Here is a 17,896-nt window from a genome sequence, read left to right as displayed (position 1 = left end):
AAAGGCAAGTAATGACAAGGGTATATTAGAATAAATGACTGATTAAATTGCTCAAGGTTCCGAGGAGTTTACTAACTTTAATTGTACCTGTTCAATAGCATTTAAAATAGCTTCTGGTGTAGCTGGAGACGCTAATAAAATAAAATCTCGATTACCAAAAGCGGCAATTGCATCTCGAATTCCTTCTCTGACCGATATTGCTAACATAAAAGGGGGTTCTCCAACGGCTTTACTACCATAAATTACTCCATCCTGGGCTGCCCGTTTTAATAAATGAACGTTGAAATTTTTAGGAATTTCTTTAATAGTGGGTATTTTATAGGTACTGGGGGCAAAAGTTTTCAATCTTCCTTGTTCATCCCAAACTAATTCTTCCATCGTTAACCATCCCATTCCTTGCACAAAACCCCCCTCTATTTGCCCAATATCAATTAAAGGATTTAACGATTCTCCCACATCCTGTACAATATCCACTTGACGCAGTTTAAACGTTCCCGTAAACCCATCAATTTCTACCTCACTGACAGCCGCCCCATAAGCATAATAATAAAAAGGTCTACCCTTGCCCAGTTTAGGATCATAATCAATATTTGGGGTACGATAATAGCCCGTTGCCGATAAACTCACTCGTTGATTATAAGCTTGTTTAACTACTTCATCAAAGGCTATTTTATAACGGGGATAACTTTGACAATAAATCCAATCTTCCTCAAAAATTAAATCTTGAGGTTCATCAAGATTTAATACTTTTGCAGCGACTTCTGCTAATCGTTGTTTTAGGATTTCACAGGCATTTTTAACCGCTTGACCGTTCAAATCTGAACCACTAGAAGCCGCCGTTGCTGAGGTATTGGGAACTTTATCCGTACTGGTGGGCATGATTCTAAATCGTTTAATATTCACCCCTAAAGCTTGTGATGCAACTTGTAACATTTTCGTTTGTAAACCCTGCCCCATTTCTGTGCCGCCATGATTGAGTTGAATACTGCCATCCTGGTAAATTAATATTAAAGCTCCCGCCTGATTATATTCGGTTTTAGTAAAAGAAATCCCAAATTTAACCGGAGTCATCGCTAACCCTCGTTTTTGATAATCATGATTTTGATTAAATTGTTCAATTTCTAGTTTTCGAGATTCAAAATTTGATTTTTGTTTGACTTCTTCCCAAACTCGTACAATTCGATTATCAACAATTTCTTGACCGTAATGGGTGGTATTAGTTTCCCCTTCTCCGTGATAAAAATTACGTTCTCGGATGGTTTCAGGCGGTAAACTTAATTTACGCGCAATTTTATCGATAATCTGTTCAATAATTGCCATCCCCTGTGGCCCCCCAAATCCCCGAAAAGCTGTATTAGAAACTTTATTCGTTTTTACCACTTGTCCCCGAACTTCCAAGTTAGGAATATAATAACAATTATCAATATGAAACATTGCCCGTTGCATGATGGGAAAGGATAAATCGACACTCCAACCGCCATCGGAATATAAATCAATATCTAAGGCTAAAAGTTGACCGTCTGAGTTAAATCCAACTTGATATTGGGCTAAAAAAGGATGTCGTTTTCCGGTGGTAATCATATCTTGATCTCGTTTGAGTCGAACTCTCGCCGGACATCCGGTTTTTTTAGCTGCTAAAGCGGCAATAGCTGCGATGGGGTTCGCTTGGGTTTCTTTCCCTCCAAACCCTCCTCCCATCCTTAAACAAGTGACAACAATTTGATTACGAGGAATCCCTAAAACTTCTGAAATAATGGCTTGAGTTTCGCTGGGATGTTGAGTAGAAGAATAAACTTGATAACCGTCTTCAAGATTAGGAATTACCCAAGCAACTTGTGTTTCTAAATAAAAATGATCTTGACCTTGTATTTCAATATTCCCCGTTAAAATAAAATCAGATTTTTGTAAAGCAGTTGTGAGGTTTCCTCGACGCATTATATTTGTATCGCCATGAACGCTATTATTTAGGATAGCATCTTGAATCGTTAAAATTGGGGTTAAGACTTCATAGTCAATTTTAATCATTTCTGCTGCTTTTTGGGCTGCAATTTCTGTTTCTGCAACGACCCAAACCACAGGTTGACCCCAATAGTTAACTTCATCATGGGGTAATAAAACCTCATCATGCTTAATAGTTCCCGTGTTATTGATTCCAGGGATATCATCAGCCGTTAAAAGGGTAACAAACCCCGGAATATGATTCAGATTTGCAGTATCAATTTTTAATATTTTTGCTTTAGCATAGGAAGATAAAACTGGCCATAAATATAACATTCCGCTTGGGAGTCGTTGGTCATCGGTATAAATTGCTTTTCCACTAACATGATTAATGGCACTTTCATGGGATTTGGATTTAGGATTGTCTTTCATAATTTTATAGCAAGGTAATGGGAGAAAATTCGATAAAGAATTTTTCAAATAAATTAGCAACTAATTGTTTACGGTAATCTGCGCTTCCTCGCAAATCAGTTAAAGGGTTAAAGGTATCTTTTAATAAAATTTTAGCATTTTGAATTGTTGCATAATTCCAAGGTTTTCCAATCAGCATTGTTTCAATATTAATCGCTCGAATCGGAATGGCTGCAACTCCACCATAGGCAAGTCTGGTATGAATAATCGTATTATTGATATCTAAATCAATGGTAAAAGCGGCGGAAACAATACTAATATCATCGGTTCCCCGTTTTCCAATTTTATACGATTGACTCAAACGATGAACAACATTAGCAGTTATGTTTTTAGGAATAATAATAGAAACAATCACTTCTTGGGATTGTAATTCCGTTTGACGATACCCTTTAAAAAAATCAGCAATGGCAATTATCCGTTCTCCCCTTAAACTCGCTAACCGCAATTTTGCATCTAAAGATAATAAAACAGGAGCTAAATCTCCAATAGGAGAAGCGGTTGCTAAATTACCTCCAATTGTAGCCCGGTTACGAATTTGTCGAGCCGCAAACCAAGATAACATTTCATCTAAACTAGGGTATATTCCCTTTAAGTTTTCTTCAATCTGGCTTAGAGGAATTGCAGCCCCAATTTCTACATAATCTGAAGTTTGTTTAAGTTCCAGAAGTTCTGCAACAGATTCTAAAGAAATTAAAGTCGGAAACTCTTGATAATGATGGCTCATTTCTAAGCCTAAATCCGTTGCTCCTGCGACTAATTTAGCATGGGGATACTGTTGTAAAAGCTCTAAAACTTCAGAGAGTTGAAGCGGACGGAAAAACTGCTGATGAGGAGTGATATAATGGACAGAATTAACCGATAAATCAATTTGTGTTAATCGTTCACTAAATTGATCACAAGGATGGGTATGATTAACGAGTTCTGCGGCTCGACGAATAGGTAAATAACCCGTACATCGACATAAATTTCCTTCTAAAGATTCATCATTAACCTCACCTTTGTAGTACGCCGTAAACAAACTCATAATAAAACCCGGAGTACAATAACCGCATTGGGAACCCCCCAAACTCACCATCGCCGCCTGTACCGGATGCAGACCGTCTTTCCCAACCCCTTCAACAGTAATAATTTCCCGTCCCGCCATCGCAGCCAAGGGAATTAAACAGCTATTCATCGCTAGATATTGGGGTTGTCCATTCGACCCCTGACCCACAACCGCCACTGTACAAGCTCCACAGTCCCCATCCCCGCACCCCTCCTTCGTCCCCACCCGTCCACTGCGGCGCAAGTATTCCAGCAAGGTTAGGGTCGGGGAAAGGTCTTGAATCAAAACCTTTTCACCATTAATCGTGAGGCTGAAGGTGTTGTTTTGCATAGGCTGTAGGTTTTAAGGGTTGGGATTTCCGATTATTCCCATCTCTGCACAATTATCTATATTTGTCAAGATCTTCTCCAGAATGACTGTGACCAAAATTTTTTCAATCCCCCCTTGACAGCAGTGTGTTACAAATGTAATGCATTAATTAGGAATCAAAAATATCTAAAAAAACGAATTTTTAGCTGGGATGGAGGTGAGCGAGTTTGAAATTAGCTGAAGCCTTGATTTTACGAGGGGATTCTCAGAAAAAAATAGCGCAATTAAGACAACGGTTATCCCTAATTGCAAAAGTACAGGAAGGGGAACAACCGGCGGAAAACCCCGAAGATTTATTAGCGGAATTAGAATTAATAACGACTGAATTGGTAACTTTAATTAAACAAATTAATCGAACCAACTCAACTACGCCCTTCCAAGAAGGAACCTTAGCCGATGCGTTAGCAGAACGCGATATATTAATGTTGAAGCGAAGTAGCTATGAAAATTTAGTTCAAGAAGCCGCTATTCGACAAGATCGATATAGTCGTTCTGAAGTGCGCTTTATCAGTACCATTGATATTGCTGCAATTCAGCGACAGTTTTTATTACCCGTCATAAATTATTCGGGTTGACGGTTAATTATTAATCAAAATTCTATCGCCTAAACCTAAGCCAGACAAAAATCTGTCCGCTATTTCCCTAGAGAGTCCTCTTGCTCCGTTAAGATAGTCACAGTATCAAAATAGAATCCTCTAATTTTAGGGATTCCTTTCAACGTTGTTGATTAACTAACATGGCTGTCTATGATTAATCCTACTGACTGGCGTTCTCTGTATTCTTCTCTACACTGTTTTCCTGAAATTTGGCCAATTTTGGATCAAAATGTCGGTCAAATTATTGCGCTACATGACCCTCACGGGAAACCAGAAGTTCGCCTAACCTATTCGCAAGTGTGGCAACAAATTCAACAATTTGCCACCGGCTTACAAACCCTGGGAATAGAAGCCACAACGGAAGCTTTACCTGTACGGATCGCTTTATTCTCCGATGATAGCCCCCGGTGGATGATTGCAGATCAAGGAATCCTCACGGCTGGGGCGGCAGATGTGGTACGAGGAGCAACAGCCGATCCCTTAGAATTAGCTTATATTCTTAAAGATAGTGGCAGTACAGGCTTAGTGGTAGAAAACTTTGCCTTGTTGAAAAAATTGCGTCCCCAAATTGAAGATCTACCGATTCAATTCGTAATTTTACTGTCTGATGAAACCCCCAATTCCCGTGATTTACCCACCATTCCCGTTTTAAATTTTAACCAACTGATGGAAAAAGGGAAAAATACCCCCCTTAAACCCATACAGTATCATCCTGATACCTTAGCCACACTCCTTTATACTTCAGGAACCACTGGAAAACCGAAAGGAGTAATGTTAACCCATGAAAATTTACTGCATCAAATTAATGCGATTCCTGATGTCATTCACCCCGACCCAGGTGAAATCTTCCTCAGTATTCTTCCCACTTGGCATACCTTGGGACGCACCGGACAATATTTTTGCTTATCCCAAGGATGCACCGTTGTTTATACAAGTATTCGTTATTTTAAGCAAGACTTAAAGCAATTTCAACCCCATTATATGGTCAGTGTTCCCCGAATTTGGGAATCAATTTATGAAAGTGCACAAAAACAATTTCGAGAACAACCTGCCCTTCGACAAAAAATTGTTAATTTCTTGTTTTCCATCAGTGAAAGATATATTTTAGCTTGTCGCCTTGTTCAAGGATTAACCTTAAATTTAGATTCTCCTTCAACTTCTGAAAAATTCCTCGCCCAGTTACAAACCTGGATATTAGCGCCGATTCATTATTTAGGCGATCGCTTAGTGTATCAAAAAGTTCGAGAAGCCACAGGGGGACAACTGAAATTTGCCATTAGTGGCGGGGGTTCCCTAGCCATGCACTTAGAAAATTTCTATGAAATTGTCGGAATTAATTTATTAGTTGGCTATGGTTTAACAGAAACCGCCCCGGTGTTAAGTGCCCGTCGAGAATGGCATAATTTACGCGGGTCATCGGGTAAACCTATTCCCCAAACAGAACTGTGCATCGTTGACCCCGAAACCCGTCAAATCTTGCCCTGGGGTCAAAAGGGGTTAGTATTAGCCAGGGGGCCACAGGTAATGACAGGATATTTTGAAAATCCCCAAGCCACAGCCAAAGCCATTGATGGTGATGGCTGGTTTGATACCGGAGATTTAGGTTGGTTATCCCCGGACAACGACTTAGTATTAACGGGTCGGGCGAAAGATACAATTGTTTTAACCAATGGTGAAAATATTGAACCCCAAGCCATTGAAGATGCTTGTTTACGCAGTCCTTATATTGATCAAATCATGTTAGTCGGTCAAGATCAAAAATGCTTAGGGGCTTTAATTGTTCCGAATTTAGATGCTTTAAAACAATGGGCAATTCACCAAAATTTAACCTTAAAATCTTCCGAAGCATCCCTGAACCCAACTCAGGAAATTACCTTAGACAGTCCTGCGGTTCAAAGCTTGTTTCGAGAAGAACTCAACCGCGAAGTTAAAAACCGTCCCAGTTATCGCATTGATGATCGTATTGGCCCGTTTCAGCTACTTTCAGAACCCTTCTCTATGGAAAATGGGATGTTAACCCAAACCTTGAAGGTTAAGCGCCCCGTTGTAATGGAACGCTACCGCGATATGATTAACAAAATGTATGAAACCGTCACCCGTTAGCAGTCAAAGGTGAATAAGAACTTGTCAACTGAGGATAGCCGTCACCATCTTTGCATATCCTTGTGGGATGCAGTCGATGTACGGTTGTGTACGGGGGGCGTGCGCGTCCCCCTACAGGTTACGGGTGACGGAGGACTGACAACGGACAAACAGAATAACTTATGGACAATCTCAGACAATTACTGTTAAAACGACCGATCAACGTGAAAGCGGTGGTCACACCCCGTTGGAAGGAAGAAGCTCAACAGCAACTTCAAGTCCAAATTAATCAAATTGATAGTCAGTTGCAACAGTTAGAAATGCAAGGACAACGGATGATTGCAGAAATTAAACGCCAAAGTCTGCAACCCCTTGGCCCCGATGCCCTGCAACAAGTAGAAGAGATACAAGTTCAGGTGAATGAACGTAAAAGTCAACTCTTAGATCAGAAAAATCAAAACTTGCAACAACTCCAACAAGTTCAAACGTTGGAACTCGAACAAGAAGTGAGTCAAGGACAAATTGAAAGCATCTTTACCGTTGTAGAAGGCGACAATTTGATCACTAAAATGCAAGTCGAAATTCTCTTACGAGATGGTCTCATTGAAGAAATTCGCGGAGACATTTAAGGGGGGTTGACGGTTGAGGGTTGACCGTTAATAGTTGGCTGTTGACGGCTTTACACTGAGCGTTCGACGCTCGCTCAAGCCGAAGTCTTGCGATGTCCTGAGCTTGCGAAGGGTCGAAGTTTTGACGCTTAACAGTCAACGCTTATTGATCACGTTTGAACTTTTATTTTTTTTAGCGCTTATGGCAATTCACGAAGTTTTTATGCCTGCCCTTAGTTCAACGATGACGGAGGGTAAAATCGTTTCTTGGCAAAAATCCCCCGGTGATAAGGTGGAAAAAGGGGAAACCGTTCTGATCGTTGAGTCAGATAAAGCCGATATGGATGTGGAATCCTTTTATGAAGGATATCTAGCGACCATTATTGTTCCGGCCGGAGAAGCGGCCCCTGTGGGTAATACCATTGCGTTGATCGCAGAAACCCAAGCTGAAATTGAACAGGCGAAACAAAAAGCTTCTTCTCAGAGTGCGACAACATCCGCCCCAGCACCCGTGGCTCAAGCCGTTGCAGCCAGTTCACAGGCAACCACTGCAACAGTTGCAGCCGCACCCCCGACAACCTCTCGCAATGGCAGAATTGTTGCTTCTCCTCGCGCCCGGAAATTAGCTAAAGAACTCAATATTGATTTAGCCAGATTAAGCGGAAGTGGCCCCCATGGTCGCATCGTCGCCGAAGATGTGCAAGCCGCTTCTGGAGGTTCAACTTCAACCCCAACGGTTCAACCGTCTATCCCTGCTCCTACCGTTAGCAAGCCTGTTGCTCCGGTTTCAGCCCCAGCACCCGCCACTGTGACCCTGGGTGAAGTGGCCCCCATGAACACCCTGCAAAATGCCGTTGTCAGAAATATGACGGCGAGTTTATCGGTTCCGGTGTTCCGGGTGGGATATACCATCACAACGGATGCTTTGGATCAGCTTTATAAACAACTGAAATCCAAAGGCGTCACCATGACCGCACTATTAGCAAAAGCGGTGGCACTGGCGTTACAAAAACATCCGATTGTCAATGCCAGTTATGTCGAAAATGGGATTCAATATCATCAGGGTATTAATATTGCGATCGCTGTGGCAATGCCCGATGGCGGTTTAATTACTCCGGTGTTAAAAAATGCCGATCAAGTTGATATTTATTCCTTGTCTCGCACTTGGCAAGATTTAGTCGAACGGTCTAGGGCAAAACAGTTACAACCGGATGAATACAGCAGTGGCACCTTCACTCTGTCTAATTTAGGAATGTTTGGTGTAGATCGCTTTGATGCCATTCTCCCTCAAGGTCAAGGTTCAATTTTGGCGGTGGGTGCGTCTCGTCCCCAATTAGTGGTTTCTGCCGATGGTTCAATGGCTGTTAAACGCCAAATGCAAGTTAATATTACTTGTGATCATCGCATTATTTATGGGGCAGATGCAGCCGCATTCCTGCAAAGTTTGGCAAAATTAATTGAAACCGATGTTCAATCTTTGACGATGTAATACAGTCATCAGTTATCAGTTATCAGTGAAAGAGTTAACAGTTAATAGTTTTAAACTGTTAACTTAAGCTTCTTCAAAAATGATCACGGATTCCGGTTGACTATTGACGGTTGACTGATTATTATTAGCTAATCAATGTTGACTGATAACTGATAACTGATAACTGATTTATGAAAGCTATTATCATGACCGAAGTTGGGGAACCGAATGTTTTACAACTTCAAGACGTACCCGATCCTAAAATTCAATCTGAAACCGAAATTTTAGTTCGTTTAAAAGCGGCGGGAATTAATCCCATTGATACAAAATTACGCAGTCGGGGGACTTTTTACCCGGATCAAATGCCCTCAATTTTAGGCTGTGATGGGGCGGGAATTATCGAGGCTGTGGGTTCTGAGGTCGAAAAATTTCAAGTCGGAGATGCGGTTTATTTTTGTCAGGGGGGACTAGGTGAACAGTCTGGAAATTATGCAGAATTAATCGTTGTTGATGAAAAGTTTGCAACGCTTAAACCCCAAAGTTTGAGTTTTATTGAAGCGGCTGCATCTCCTTTAGTTTTAATTACCGCTTGGGAAGCGTTGTATGATCGAGGACGATTACAACCAGGACAAAAAGTATTAATTCATGCAGGTGCTGGCGGTGTGGGTCATGTGGCTATTCAATTAGCAAAATTACAAGGAGCAGAGGTAGCAACAACCGTTGGTTCTGATGAAAATATAGATTTTGTGAAACAATTAGGGGCTGATTTTGTTATTAATTATAAACAAACAGATTTTGTTGAAAACGTGTTAGAATGGACGCAGGGAGAAGGAGTTGATTTAGCTTTTGATACCGTTGGTAAAGAGGTGTTTTATCAAACGGTTTTTGCGATTAAAAATTATGGGGATTTAGTCACCATTTTAGAACCTGATCCGAAGTTTGGAACCTTCAAGGATGCTCGGTTAAAAAATTTACGCATTAGTTTAGAATTAATGTTAACTCCAATGTTACAATCTCGCATGGATGATCAATTGGATCAAACAAAAATATTACAACAATGCGCTCGGTTAATGGATGAAGGGAAGTTAAAAATTGTTGTGAATCAAACTTTTCCTTTAGCAGAAGCAGCCGAAGCTCATCAACAATTAGAAGCGGGAGGAATGAAAGGAAAATTAGTCTTAACAATGTAATATGAAATAACGCGCCATTAACCCACGTAGAGACGCGCCATGGCGCGTCTCTACAGGGAAAAAATACTTAAAGGATGGAAGATTAGATGAGATAATACAAATATTAGTAACTCTCGCTTACCCCTCATGACCTCACAGGAACGGACAGAAAATAATCATCAAGAATTAGTCGGTTTTATTTAGAGTATTGCTGACAAACTGCGTGGCCCTTATCGTCCGCCTCAATATCGGCGAGTGATGTTACCTTTGATTGTATTGCGGCGTTTAGATGCGGTCTTAGAACCTACAAAACAAGCGGTTTTAGAGGCGAAAAAAAAATATGAGGTGACCTTACAGGGGGAGGCGTTTGAAAAAGCGATCGCTAAGGTTGCTATTGCAGAAAATCGTCAACAACCGTTATATAATTTAAGTAAATATCCCTCTTCTGTCAGTCTCCGAAATCAACAAGTCATAAAAAGTAGAGTTATCCATTCGGAAAATAAGATTGAAATTGATTAATATTCTGAATTAATTTATGAAAACCACGCAATAAATAACGGTCAGGAAAAATATCTAGCCACGGGACAATCAACCACAATATAATAGTAGGCTGAATTATTAAACGCAGATTATTTAAAACATTTTTCCATCCCTCTTTATGATTCCATTGTCGGTGATTCGAGCAATCTGCGGTGTTTTTTTTGCTCTCAGATTCTCGGGGAATACCTTGACTTAAAGACCGGAAAACTTCGGAGTTGAAACTAATCATTAAATACACACAGAAAATGATTTCCCACCATTTTTCTATATCTTGAAAATCCGTCAACCGATAATCAGTCCAACCCAGTTCTTGTTTACATTGTCGAAATCCATATTCCACCCATGTTCTTAACCCGTATAAATTACCTAATGTCTTTTTAAGCTGGCTTCTGTTCTCTGTTAAATTTGTCATCACAAACGAAGTTGAGGCTTCTGGCATCGTTTCTGGATCTGTGGTAATTTCCCAATAGACATCTCCGAAAATCTCCAAATGCCCTCTATCGCTACTTTTGGAATCTCTAGCACTCCTGTGCCGGCTTCTCCAAAAGTAACGGATTCATAGGCTTTTTCAGTCACATTAATAATAACTAATGAATTTTATCTCTGATATGCAATCATTTCTCAAAAGAATTCTGGGCAATTCTTAGATGGTAATACAATCGCTCCTATTCGCCATCTTATTAATCCACATACTGTCAAGATTATTGCTTCATAATTTTGCCTCTTTAACCGAAATCTTTCTGAAGCAACTCGATAAATTTTTATCAGTCTTATTAAATGTTCGACTACAATCCTTTGTTTAGCTTTTAATCGATTTTCTTCTTGCTTTTCAGCCGATATCTCTTGATTCCTCGGTTTCTTATGTGGTGTATTAATTGCTGTTTCTCCTACATAAGCTTTATCCCCTCTGTATTTTTGATTATTCCCCAATTCCTGGCTTCTTTCTCTCCACAATTTCAGATCACTTGTTGCTCCGGTATAACCCACAGCTACATCCACTATTTCTTTTCCATTTGGCATGACAATGACTTGATTTTTAAAGGTATGTGTCTTTTTCTTTCCTGAGTAATATTTTTTCTGCTCTTCATTGTCTGTTGGTCTTTCCCTGGGCTGTTCATAGCTATCTACTACTAACTCAAATTCCACCAGAATTTTTTCTACCCACTCCCAATCACTCTCGTTTTTTTTTACTTGCTCTAGCAAACTCGCTGGTAGTAATTCTCTCAAGATTTTTATCCAGTTATGGAAAATATCATTCGCTGTTGATTCACTGACTTCAAACTGTAACCCTAACATTTGAAATGTGGGCATTTGATGCAGATAAATTAGAGTCAGTAAGATTTGTTCCTCCACAGATAATTTCTGCCGACGACCCCCACCTGCTTTAATCAACCTGATTTTAGTTTTTTCTTTTTCCTGTCGTTTTTCTTCTTCTAATAACTCCGCAGCTTGAATGAGTTCTATCATCTGTTCATATTCCATCCCTAATAGCCTTTTTGCTTGCTGGGGATTCTTGTCCAGATAGTCTCTTAATTTACTCATCTCTAATCCGGGGTAAAATTTAATTTTATCATCTTTTTACCCCTCCTTTTTTCTATTTTGGAGATGTCTAATAGGTTCTCGGACTTCTTTTCCCAAATATGATTTCTCTAATATATCTAGTTTCTGATTCTTTGTTTCATCAATTATTACTATAATCTTCTCTTCTTTCAATCCTTTTAGAGTTCGAGCTAATCTTCTTTCCTTTAATTCCCTTGCTGACCAAGGCGAATTGGCTAAAAAATGATGGAGTGATTGTGGCGATCTAATTCCTACTATTTTAGCAATTTCCGGTAAAGATTTTCTCGGAATTGGTGAGATGATTCCTAGATGTAAGTATTTAAAACATTCGTAACTTCTAACTTCTGGGAATAGGTCTTTATAACCTTGGCAATATTCATCAATCACGGAAACTGTTGGTTGTGCATCTCGGGCTAAATGTTTGAGCATCTGTAATTCTACATCCATTACCCTATCTCCCTTCTAGCTACCCATCTGGTTTATTTTCTAATTTTACTCCTCGGAGACTGACAGAAGAGGGATATATCTTATCGATTTGTCGCTTGGCTCCAAGAGAATCATGATGTATTTGCTCTACATCTAAGCAATTTGGGGCTTGTTTGGGCTTGAACTTTGTTCAAATCCCGTTAATAAAAAGGCTTGTTCAATTTGCCAGCGATTTCGGTACAACTCACAAACTTGTTGAGCCGATAATTCCTCTGGATCTAAGACATTGGTTAAATAGCGATACCAAGTTTTTCCCCATAAGACTGAGACTAATCGCACGGGGTGATGACATTGGTTAGAACGATTCTATCCACAGCATTCCTTCTTCCGTTAGAATTCTTAACAGTTCTCGCAATCCAGCTATTCTTCTATACACTAAGCCAATAACTACTGCCATCATCACCGGTAAATTTAATACTCGCGAACGCAGTTTTTTTTCCTGAATTCCTCGGCTTTCCTTTAACGGTTTAAAATTTTCGGGTGTTAGTAGTCTATACAGTTCTTTTTCTAGCACTTCTAATGGTGGCCCTGCCATTTGACTTTGATGCCTTAAATCCGCATTTCTCAAAATTCTCCCTGTTGTTTTACTCATCTGATTTCTTTCCCCCTTCCACTAACACTGACCTTGGCGATCGCCCCTTTAAACTAACACCTACAGTTGCCACGTTGCCAGGGCGACTACTCATCGCCCTCTTCAACTCCCATTAGTCGTTGCGATCGCCTTTCCTTAAGTTGACACCAATGGGCGCGCCTCGCCCCTACGGGGGATAATTTAATCATTAACAATCTTACTCTGATCATTCTGAATCAGGCAACTGTTCTAACTCTTCAGCAATTAAAGTTTGTAAATCTTCGCCACAATGGGTTTGCAGATGAATTATTGATGCTAATAACTCTGCTAAACTATCCATTTTTTAACTATAGCTTAATAAGTTTCCTGTCTGAATTTTATCTAAAACCTGAATAACGGTTTGACATTCTTCTTCGAGTTCTGCTATCAAATTTTGTCAGTTTTAACTTTTAATAAAAGATGTGCGATCGCTAATATACATAATGGTTTCCTCATCGGTTTATCGTTAAATATGAAGGGTGCAGAATAGTGCAATTAAACTGCTTGGTTTTGCGCTGTTGCTGCACTAATGATTTTACCTAGCGTGGTTTCAGAGTTTAAGAGAAACCCGCTATGCGACAGAAATCAATAGGCATTTCCTATGCCATTATCGCTCCGTTATTCTTTGGTGTACTACCCTTATGTTGGCGGTATGTACCCCTCCCAACACTGCTTTTAATTCTTGATCGCTGCTTATTCACCTTTGCCATTGTAGGAGTGATTTTATTCATCACAGGTCAATGGGAAACAGTTTGCAACTTTGGCTTAAAAGTTATTGCAAAAGTGGCTATATCTGCCTTTTGTTTAGCGTTACATTTAGGCTTTTTTATGGGTGCGATCGCTCTAGGACATCAAGTAGAAGCCGCCATCGGAATGTTCCTCGCTCCCGCAGCAACAGCCGTTTTATCAACAATTTTATTAGGAGAAAAGCTTAACACAATTAAACGGCTTTGTGTTGGAATTTCGGTATTTTCAGCGATTATTTTCTTCTATGAAGCTCAAGAAATCCCTCATTTTGCTGTCTTCATTTCGTTAACTTGGGGGCTGTATTTATGTGAACGCAAACACGCTTTAAAAATGGTCAGTAACCCCCTCGCCTACAGTTGGCTGGAACAAAGCTTAATTGCAGGGGTTTTAATTGTAATTGTAATTTTCAATAGCGTTTTTCCGGCTAATGTTCAACCCTTAACTGCTGTTAATTCCAGTGCTTTCTTAGTATTGGCTGGCGGATGTACCTTAGCAACCATCGCTAGTTTTTTACAATCAAAAGCCTCTCAAATGATTGACTGTTCCCAGGTGGGGATGTTAGGGGTACTTTCTCCCGTTGTGCAGTTTATTGTTGCGGTACTCGTCGATCAAAAACCCGTCAGCTTGTTACAACTAACTGCCATCATGCTGTTATTAATTGCCGTTGTCTTATACAACTGTCCTCCCCTCAAAAACCCAACATTATCAAAAGCAAACTAATTGAAGCAGAAACCGGGTTTCTGAATGAAAACTCTTGATTTTCACAACAAACCCTAAACAAGAAACTCGGTTTCTTGAAGCTCTTGAAAAATCATCTAAATAGGAGTTAATATTATGTCCTGTCCTCAAGTCGGTTGCAAGCTCAGAAAAACGTCCGAAAACCAAGCGGTTTGTTTAAAAAATGGTTGTGTGTTTAGATTAGAAAAACAGCAAACTGTTGATCATGGAGAGGGGATTTTATGGTTTTTATTAATTGCTGTGTTTGTGTTTATTATTGTAGTCGGTAGAGGATAATTTGGAAAAATCAATGATTAACAATGAGGTGGGTGCGCTGCGCTTACCCACCCGACGAGATTACCAACCAAAAGCTGAATAAAATTGGCTATCTTCAGGGGTTGATTCTGATGAATTTTCAGCATCAGGATTAACCCTAATTTCCGTACAAAATGTTGAGGTATTAAACCCACCAAATCGTTTAACGGCGCTGGTTCGCATCCGCACATGTGAACCAACAAACCAAAAGCGTTCAATGGAACTCATGGTTTCATATTCAGTAATTAAAATTAAGGCATCATCTTCATCCATTTCAAACTCACCCGCAACGGGCATAATTTCTGCATAACCCCGTTCTCGCAACATTTTGCCTTTACGGGGATTTTCAGCATCAGGAACAATAGCAAACACCGTTGATCCTTTGTGGTTTTCGTCTTCCTTATCCCAAGCCATTTCCCCCGCCCAGGTGACATAAGCACCCCCGGCGGCTAAACTGGGGTCAACTTCGTGCATCTGACAAATTTCGATGACTCTAGGATCGCCTGCATCTAAGCTGGTGACTTGAATATCAGAAAATCCTTTTTCAGCTTGTCTAAAGGCTAAATGGTGAGTGGTTCGTTGCGATCGCCAGGTTCCCGCACTCTTGTGAAAAAATTCCATTGCATCCATCACAGTTAAAATCCCTTTCTTGACTGATGTTTCAAGGTTTCACCCTTTATCATAGAGCGATTCTGAGTTAGTTGTGAATTTTTGCAACAGAGATTAGTTTCAAAATGTGCATTGTGGACAGTTTGTCAAGCTGTTGTTACGATAATTTACATTTAGTGTGATACAGGTCAACTTAGTCAGTCCGAATCTTCGTGATTTGTACAACTCAGTCAGAGGAGTGAATATGAAAACGCCTGCAAACCTCAGTCTTGAACAACAATTCAAGTTACAAGTTCTAAAAGAACAAGTCAAAACCTTAAATTTAGAAGAAGCCCAAGATTATTTAATAGAACTGTTATGCCAAAGTATGGTTAAAGATAATCTCCTGCGTCAATGGATTAAAAACCCTTAATCAGTTATCAGTTATCAGTTATCAGTTATCAGTGGAGAGTTAGCAGTTAATCGTTTATAGCCATAAGTTTAGTCGTTTTATCAGTTATCAGTTATCAGTTATCAGTCATCAGTCATCAGTGGAGAGTTAGCAGTTAATCGTTTATAGCCATAAGTTTAATCGTTTGTAGTTCATCGTCAATGATTTTTGGCTGAAAACTATAAGCCATAAACTCCAGACTAACAACTGATAACTGATAACTGATAACTGATAACTGATTATCCAAACCGACCACTAACGTATTGTTGAGTGGCTTCTTCTTTGGGATTTTGGAAAATGGTTTGGGTGTCATCATATTCCACTAAATAGCCAAAGCGTTTTCCACCTTCTATGGCTTTGGCGTTAAAAAATGCCGTCATATCTGCAACTCGTGTGGCTTGCTGCATATTGTGAGTAACAATAATAATGGTGTAATTTTGTTTGAGTTCGTGAAGTAAATCTTCAACGGCTAAAGTAGAAATTGGGTCTAAAGAAGCACAGGGTTCATCCATTAACACAACATCAGGATTAATGGCGATCGCCCTTGCAATACAAAGTCGTTGTTGCTGACCGCCAGATAAAGCAAAACCACTTTGATTGAGTTTATCTTTCACTTCATCCCATAACACAGCTTGACGCAGCGATTTTTCGACAATATCATCTAATTCCGCTTTATTTTTAGCTAATCCATTCACCCGAACCCCATAGGCAATATTATCATAAATTGATTTGGGGAAAGGATTGGGTTTTTGAAACACCATTCCGATGCGACGACGAACTTCTACCGGATCAACATTAGGGGCATATAGATTTTGATTATGATAAAATATATTCCCCTTTAATCGAAATCCTTGAATTAAATCATTGAGACGATTAAAACAGCGTAAAATCGTACTCTTTCCACAACCTGAAGGCCCAATAAAAGCCGTGACTCTATTTTTAGGAATTTCTAAACAAACGCCCCGAACAGCCTTGAAATCACCATAATAGATATCAATATTTTCAGTTTGGATGACCGTTTCCATTTCTACCGAGGCATACTGATGAAAATCGTACATGAGATTAACTCCTTAAAGGATACAATAATTAAAAAATCCACATCAAAATTAAGTATTTTCATCAATTCATACAAAATTCTGATGACCGTCTAATTACAGGTTAAAGTTACCCCAAATCGAGTAACCTAGCCATTATCATTTCGGGTTTAAAGCTTAGACTTAAAACTGTTTTTGACGAGTCGCAAATCGGGCAATTACGCTCGTTAATAACACTAAAGCCACCAATACCAGGGATGCTGCCCAAGCAAACTCCTGTAAAACTTTATCAAACCCTCTAGCAAATTCATAAACTAAATAGGCGAGGGAGGGAAGGGTCGGAGACAAAGGGCCTTTAGGCCAGTTATTGGTATAAACAACGGTAAATAATAGGGGTGCAGTTTCTCCAGCAGCCCTGGCAACAGCTAACGTTACCCCGGTTAAAATGGCGGGTAAGGCGGCAGGAAGAACTACTTGTAATGCTGTTTGATAATTAGAAGCCCCCACCCCAACGGATGCCCAACGAATCTCTTGGGGAACAATTTGTAGAGCTTCATCGGTGGTGCGAATAATCGTAGGTAACATCAAAATCGAGAGAGCAATCGCACCCGCCAGCACAGAAAACGTTCCCATTTTTAACACAATAAAACTGTAAGCAAACACCCCCGCAATAATTGAAGGAACACCACTCAAAACATTTGTAATAAATCGAATCCAACGCACAAATTGACCATTTTTGCCAAATTCCGAAAGAAAAATTGCAGCTAAAACCCCAAAGGGAATAGCAACTATAGTAGCAATTGCCACCACTTGTATTGTGCCAAGAATAGCACTGGCAATGCCTCCGGTTGTTTGACCCGCAACGGGGGGAAGCTTGGTAAATAAATCTAAATTTAAACGTCCAGCCCCCTTAACTAAAACATAAAACAAAACTGCAAAAAGCGGAATCAAGGTGATTAAAATACAAGCTGTTGCAATCCCGGTCATTAAAAATTCAAAAATGTCACGGGAACTTTTAGAATTGCGAATTAAACTGAAACCTTGACTTCCAGCATAGTTTGTTTTTTGGGAAAGATTTGACATAAAAGAATACTCAATGTTT

15 protein-coding genes and 3 pseudogenes are annotated in these 17,896 nt (G+C 39.8%); 9 read left to right on the top strand and 9 right to left on the bottom strand.

What is annotated here, in order from left to right:
• Positions 1-51 precede the first annotated feature (51 nt).
• Complete coding sequence (gene xdhB, locus NMK36_RS22855) at positions 52-2,370, bottom strand: xanthine dehydrogenase molybdopterin binding subunit (RefSeq protein WP_254174690.1); 2,319 nt, start codon at positions 2,368-2,370, stop codon at positions 52-54.
• Between the two features lie 4 nt (positions 2,371-2,374).
• The gene (gene xdhA, locus NMK36_RS22850; protein WP_072718336.1) at positions 2,375-3,784 is read right to left on the bottom strand and encodes a xanthine dehydrogenase small subunit; all 1,410 of its coding nucleotides are present in this window, start codon (positions 3,782-3,784) and stop codon (positions 2,375-2,377) included.
• Positions 3,785-3,990: 206 nt separating this feature from the next.
• Between xdhA and NMK36_RS22845 the strand changes: the two genes are divergently transcribed.
• From NMK36_RS22845 to NMK36_RS22820, 6 genes are all read left to right on the top strand, one after another.
• Positions 3,991-4,398: a DIP1984 family protein gene (locus tag NMK36_RS22845; RefSeq protein ID WP_072718337.1), complete on the top strand. Its 408-nt coding sequence runs from the start codon at positions 3,991-3,993 to the stop codon at positions 4,396-4,398.
• A gap of 171 nt (positions 4,399-4,569) precedes the next feature.
• Positions 4,570-6,522 (top strand): AMP-dependent synthetase/ligase, encoded by a 1,953-nt coding sequence (locus tag NMK36_RS22840; protein WP_072718338.1) that lies wholly within the window; start codon positions 4,570-4,572, stop codon positions 6,520-6,522.
• 161 nt (positions 6,523-6,683) lie between these two features.
• On the top strand, positions 6,684-7,130 hold the full coding sequence (locus NMK36_RS22835; RefSeq protein ID WP_072718339.1) for a YlqD family protein: 447 nt from the start codon (positions 6,684-6,686) through the stop codon (positions 7,128-7,130).
• 181 nt (positions 7,131-7,311) lie between these two features.
• The gene (locus NMK36_RS22830) at positions 7,312-8,598 is read left to right on the top strand and encodes a dihydrolipoamide acetyltransferase family protein (RefSeq protein ID WP_254174689.1); all 1,287 of its coding nucleotides are present in this window, start codon (positions 7,312-7,314) and stop codon (positions 8,596-8,598) included.
• A 170-nt stretch (positions 8,599-8,768) separates the two neighbouring features.
• The gene (locus NMK36_RS22825) at positions 8,769-9,767 is read left to right on the top strand and encodes a zinc-dependent alcohol dehydrogenase family protein (RefSeq protein ID WP_254174688.1); all 999 of its coding nucleotides are present in this window, start codon (positions 8,769-8,771) and stop codon (positions 9,765-9,767) included.
• A 237-nt stretch (positions 9,768-10,004) separates the two neighbouring features.
• Entirely contained in the window at positions 10,005-10,265 is a 261-nt protein-coding gene (locus NMK36_RS22820; RefSeq protein ID WP_254175223.1) for a type I restriction-modification system subunit M N-terminal domain-containing protein, read from the top strand.
• Here the strand turns inward: NMK36_RS22820 and NMK36_RS22815 are convergent.
• From NMK36_RS22815 to NMK36_RS22800, 4 genes and pseudogenes are all read right to left on the bottom strand, one after another.
• Positions 10,231-10,755 (bottom strand): annotated as a pseudogene (locus NMK36_RS22815) (transposase); the annotation flags it as partial. The gene NMK36_RS22820 and the pseudogene NMK36_RS22815 overlap by 35 nt on opposite strands.
• A 152-nt stretch (positions 10,756-10,907) precedes the next feature.
• The gene (locus NMK36_RS22810; RefSeq protein ID WP_254172698.1) at positions 10,908-11,828 is read right to left on the bottom strand and encodes a transposase; all 921 of its coding nucleotides are present in this window, start codon (positions 11,826-11,828) and stop codon (positions 10,908-10,910) included.
• Between the two features lie 90 nt (positions 11,829-11,918).
• Positions 11,919-12,293, bottom strand: a pseudogene (locus tag NMK36_RS22805) (transposase); the annotation flags it as partial.
• 177 nt (positions 12,294-12,470) lie between these two features.
• Positions 12,471-12,924, bottom strand: a pseudogene (locus NMK36_RS22800) (hypothetical protein); the annotation flags it as partial.
• Positions 12,925-13,515: 591 nt separating this feature from the next.
• Between NMK36_RS22800 and NMK36_RS22795 the strand changes: the two are divergent.
• Together NMK36_RS22795 and NMK36_RS22790 are read left to right on the top strand one after the other, a co-directional pair.
• Positions 13,516-14,409, top strand: a complete 894-nt coding sequence (locus NMK36_RS22795; protein WP_072718345.1) for an EamA family transporter — start codon at positions 13,516-13,518, stop codon at positions 14,407-14,409.
• A 114-nt stretch (positions 14,410-14,523) separates the two neighbouring features.
• Complete coding sequence (locus NMK36_RS22790; protein ID WP_072718346.1) at positions 14,524-14,703, top strand: hypothetical protein; 180 nt, start codon at positions 14,524-14,526, stop codon at positions 14,701-14,703.
• 60 nt (positions 14,704-14,763) lie between these two features.
• Here the strand turns inward: NMK36_RS22790 and NMK36_RS22785 are convergent, their stop codons facing one another.
• Entirely contained in the window at positions 14,764-15,351 is a 588-nt protein-coding gene (locus tag NMK36_RS22785; RefSeq protein ID WP_254175222.1) for a phycobiliprotein lyase, read from the bottom strand.
• Positions 15,352-15,574: 223 nt separating this feature from the next.
• Between NMK36_RS22785 and NMK36_RS22780 the strand changes: the two genes are divergently transcribed.
• Positions 15,575-15,742, top strand: a complete 168-nt coding sequence (locus NMK36_RS22780) for an NblA/ycf18 family protein (RefSeq protein WP_072718347.1) — start codon at positions 15,575-15,577, stop codon at positions 15,740-15,742.
• A 257-nt stretch (positions 15,743-15,999) separates the two neighbouring features.
• On the opposite strand, the gene pstB is transcribed toward NMK36_RS22780, so the two are convergent.
• Together pstB and pstA are read right to left on the bottom strand one after the other, a co-directional pair.
• A complete protein-coding gene (pstB, locus tag NMK36_RS22775; protein WP_072718348.1) occupies positions 16,000-16,818 on the bottom strand; it encodes a phosphate ABC transporter ATP-binding protein PstB in 819 nt (272 codons plus the stop codon).
• Positions 16,819-16,977: 159 nt separating this feature from the next.
• A complete protein-coding gene (gene pstA / locus NMK36_RS22770) occupies positions 16,978-17,877 on the bottom strand; it encodes a phosphate ABC transporter permease PstA (RefSeq protein ID WP_072718349.1) in 900 nt (299 codons plus the stop codon).
• Between the last annotated feature and the right edge of the window lie 19 nt (positions 17,878-17,896).

This window comes from Planktothrix pseudagardhii, assembly GCF_904830925.1.
Lineage (GTDB): Bacteria > Cyanobacteriota > Cyanobacteriia > Cyanobacteriales > Microcoleaceae > Planktothrix > Planktothrix tepida.
Note: the sequence above shows the minus strand (reverse complement) of the source record. Positions and strands in the feature narration are given on the sequence as shown.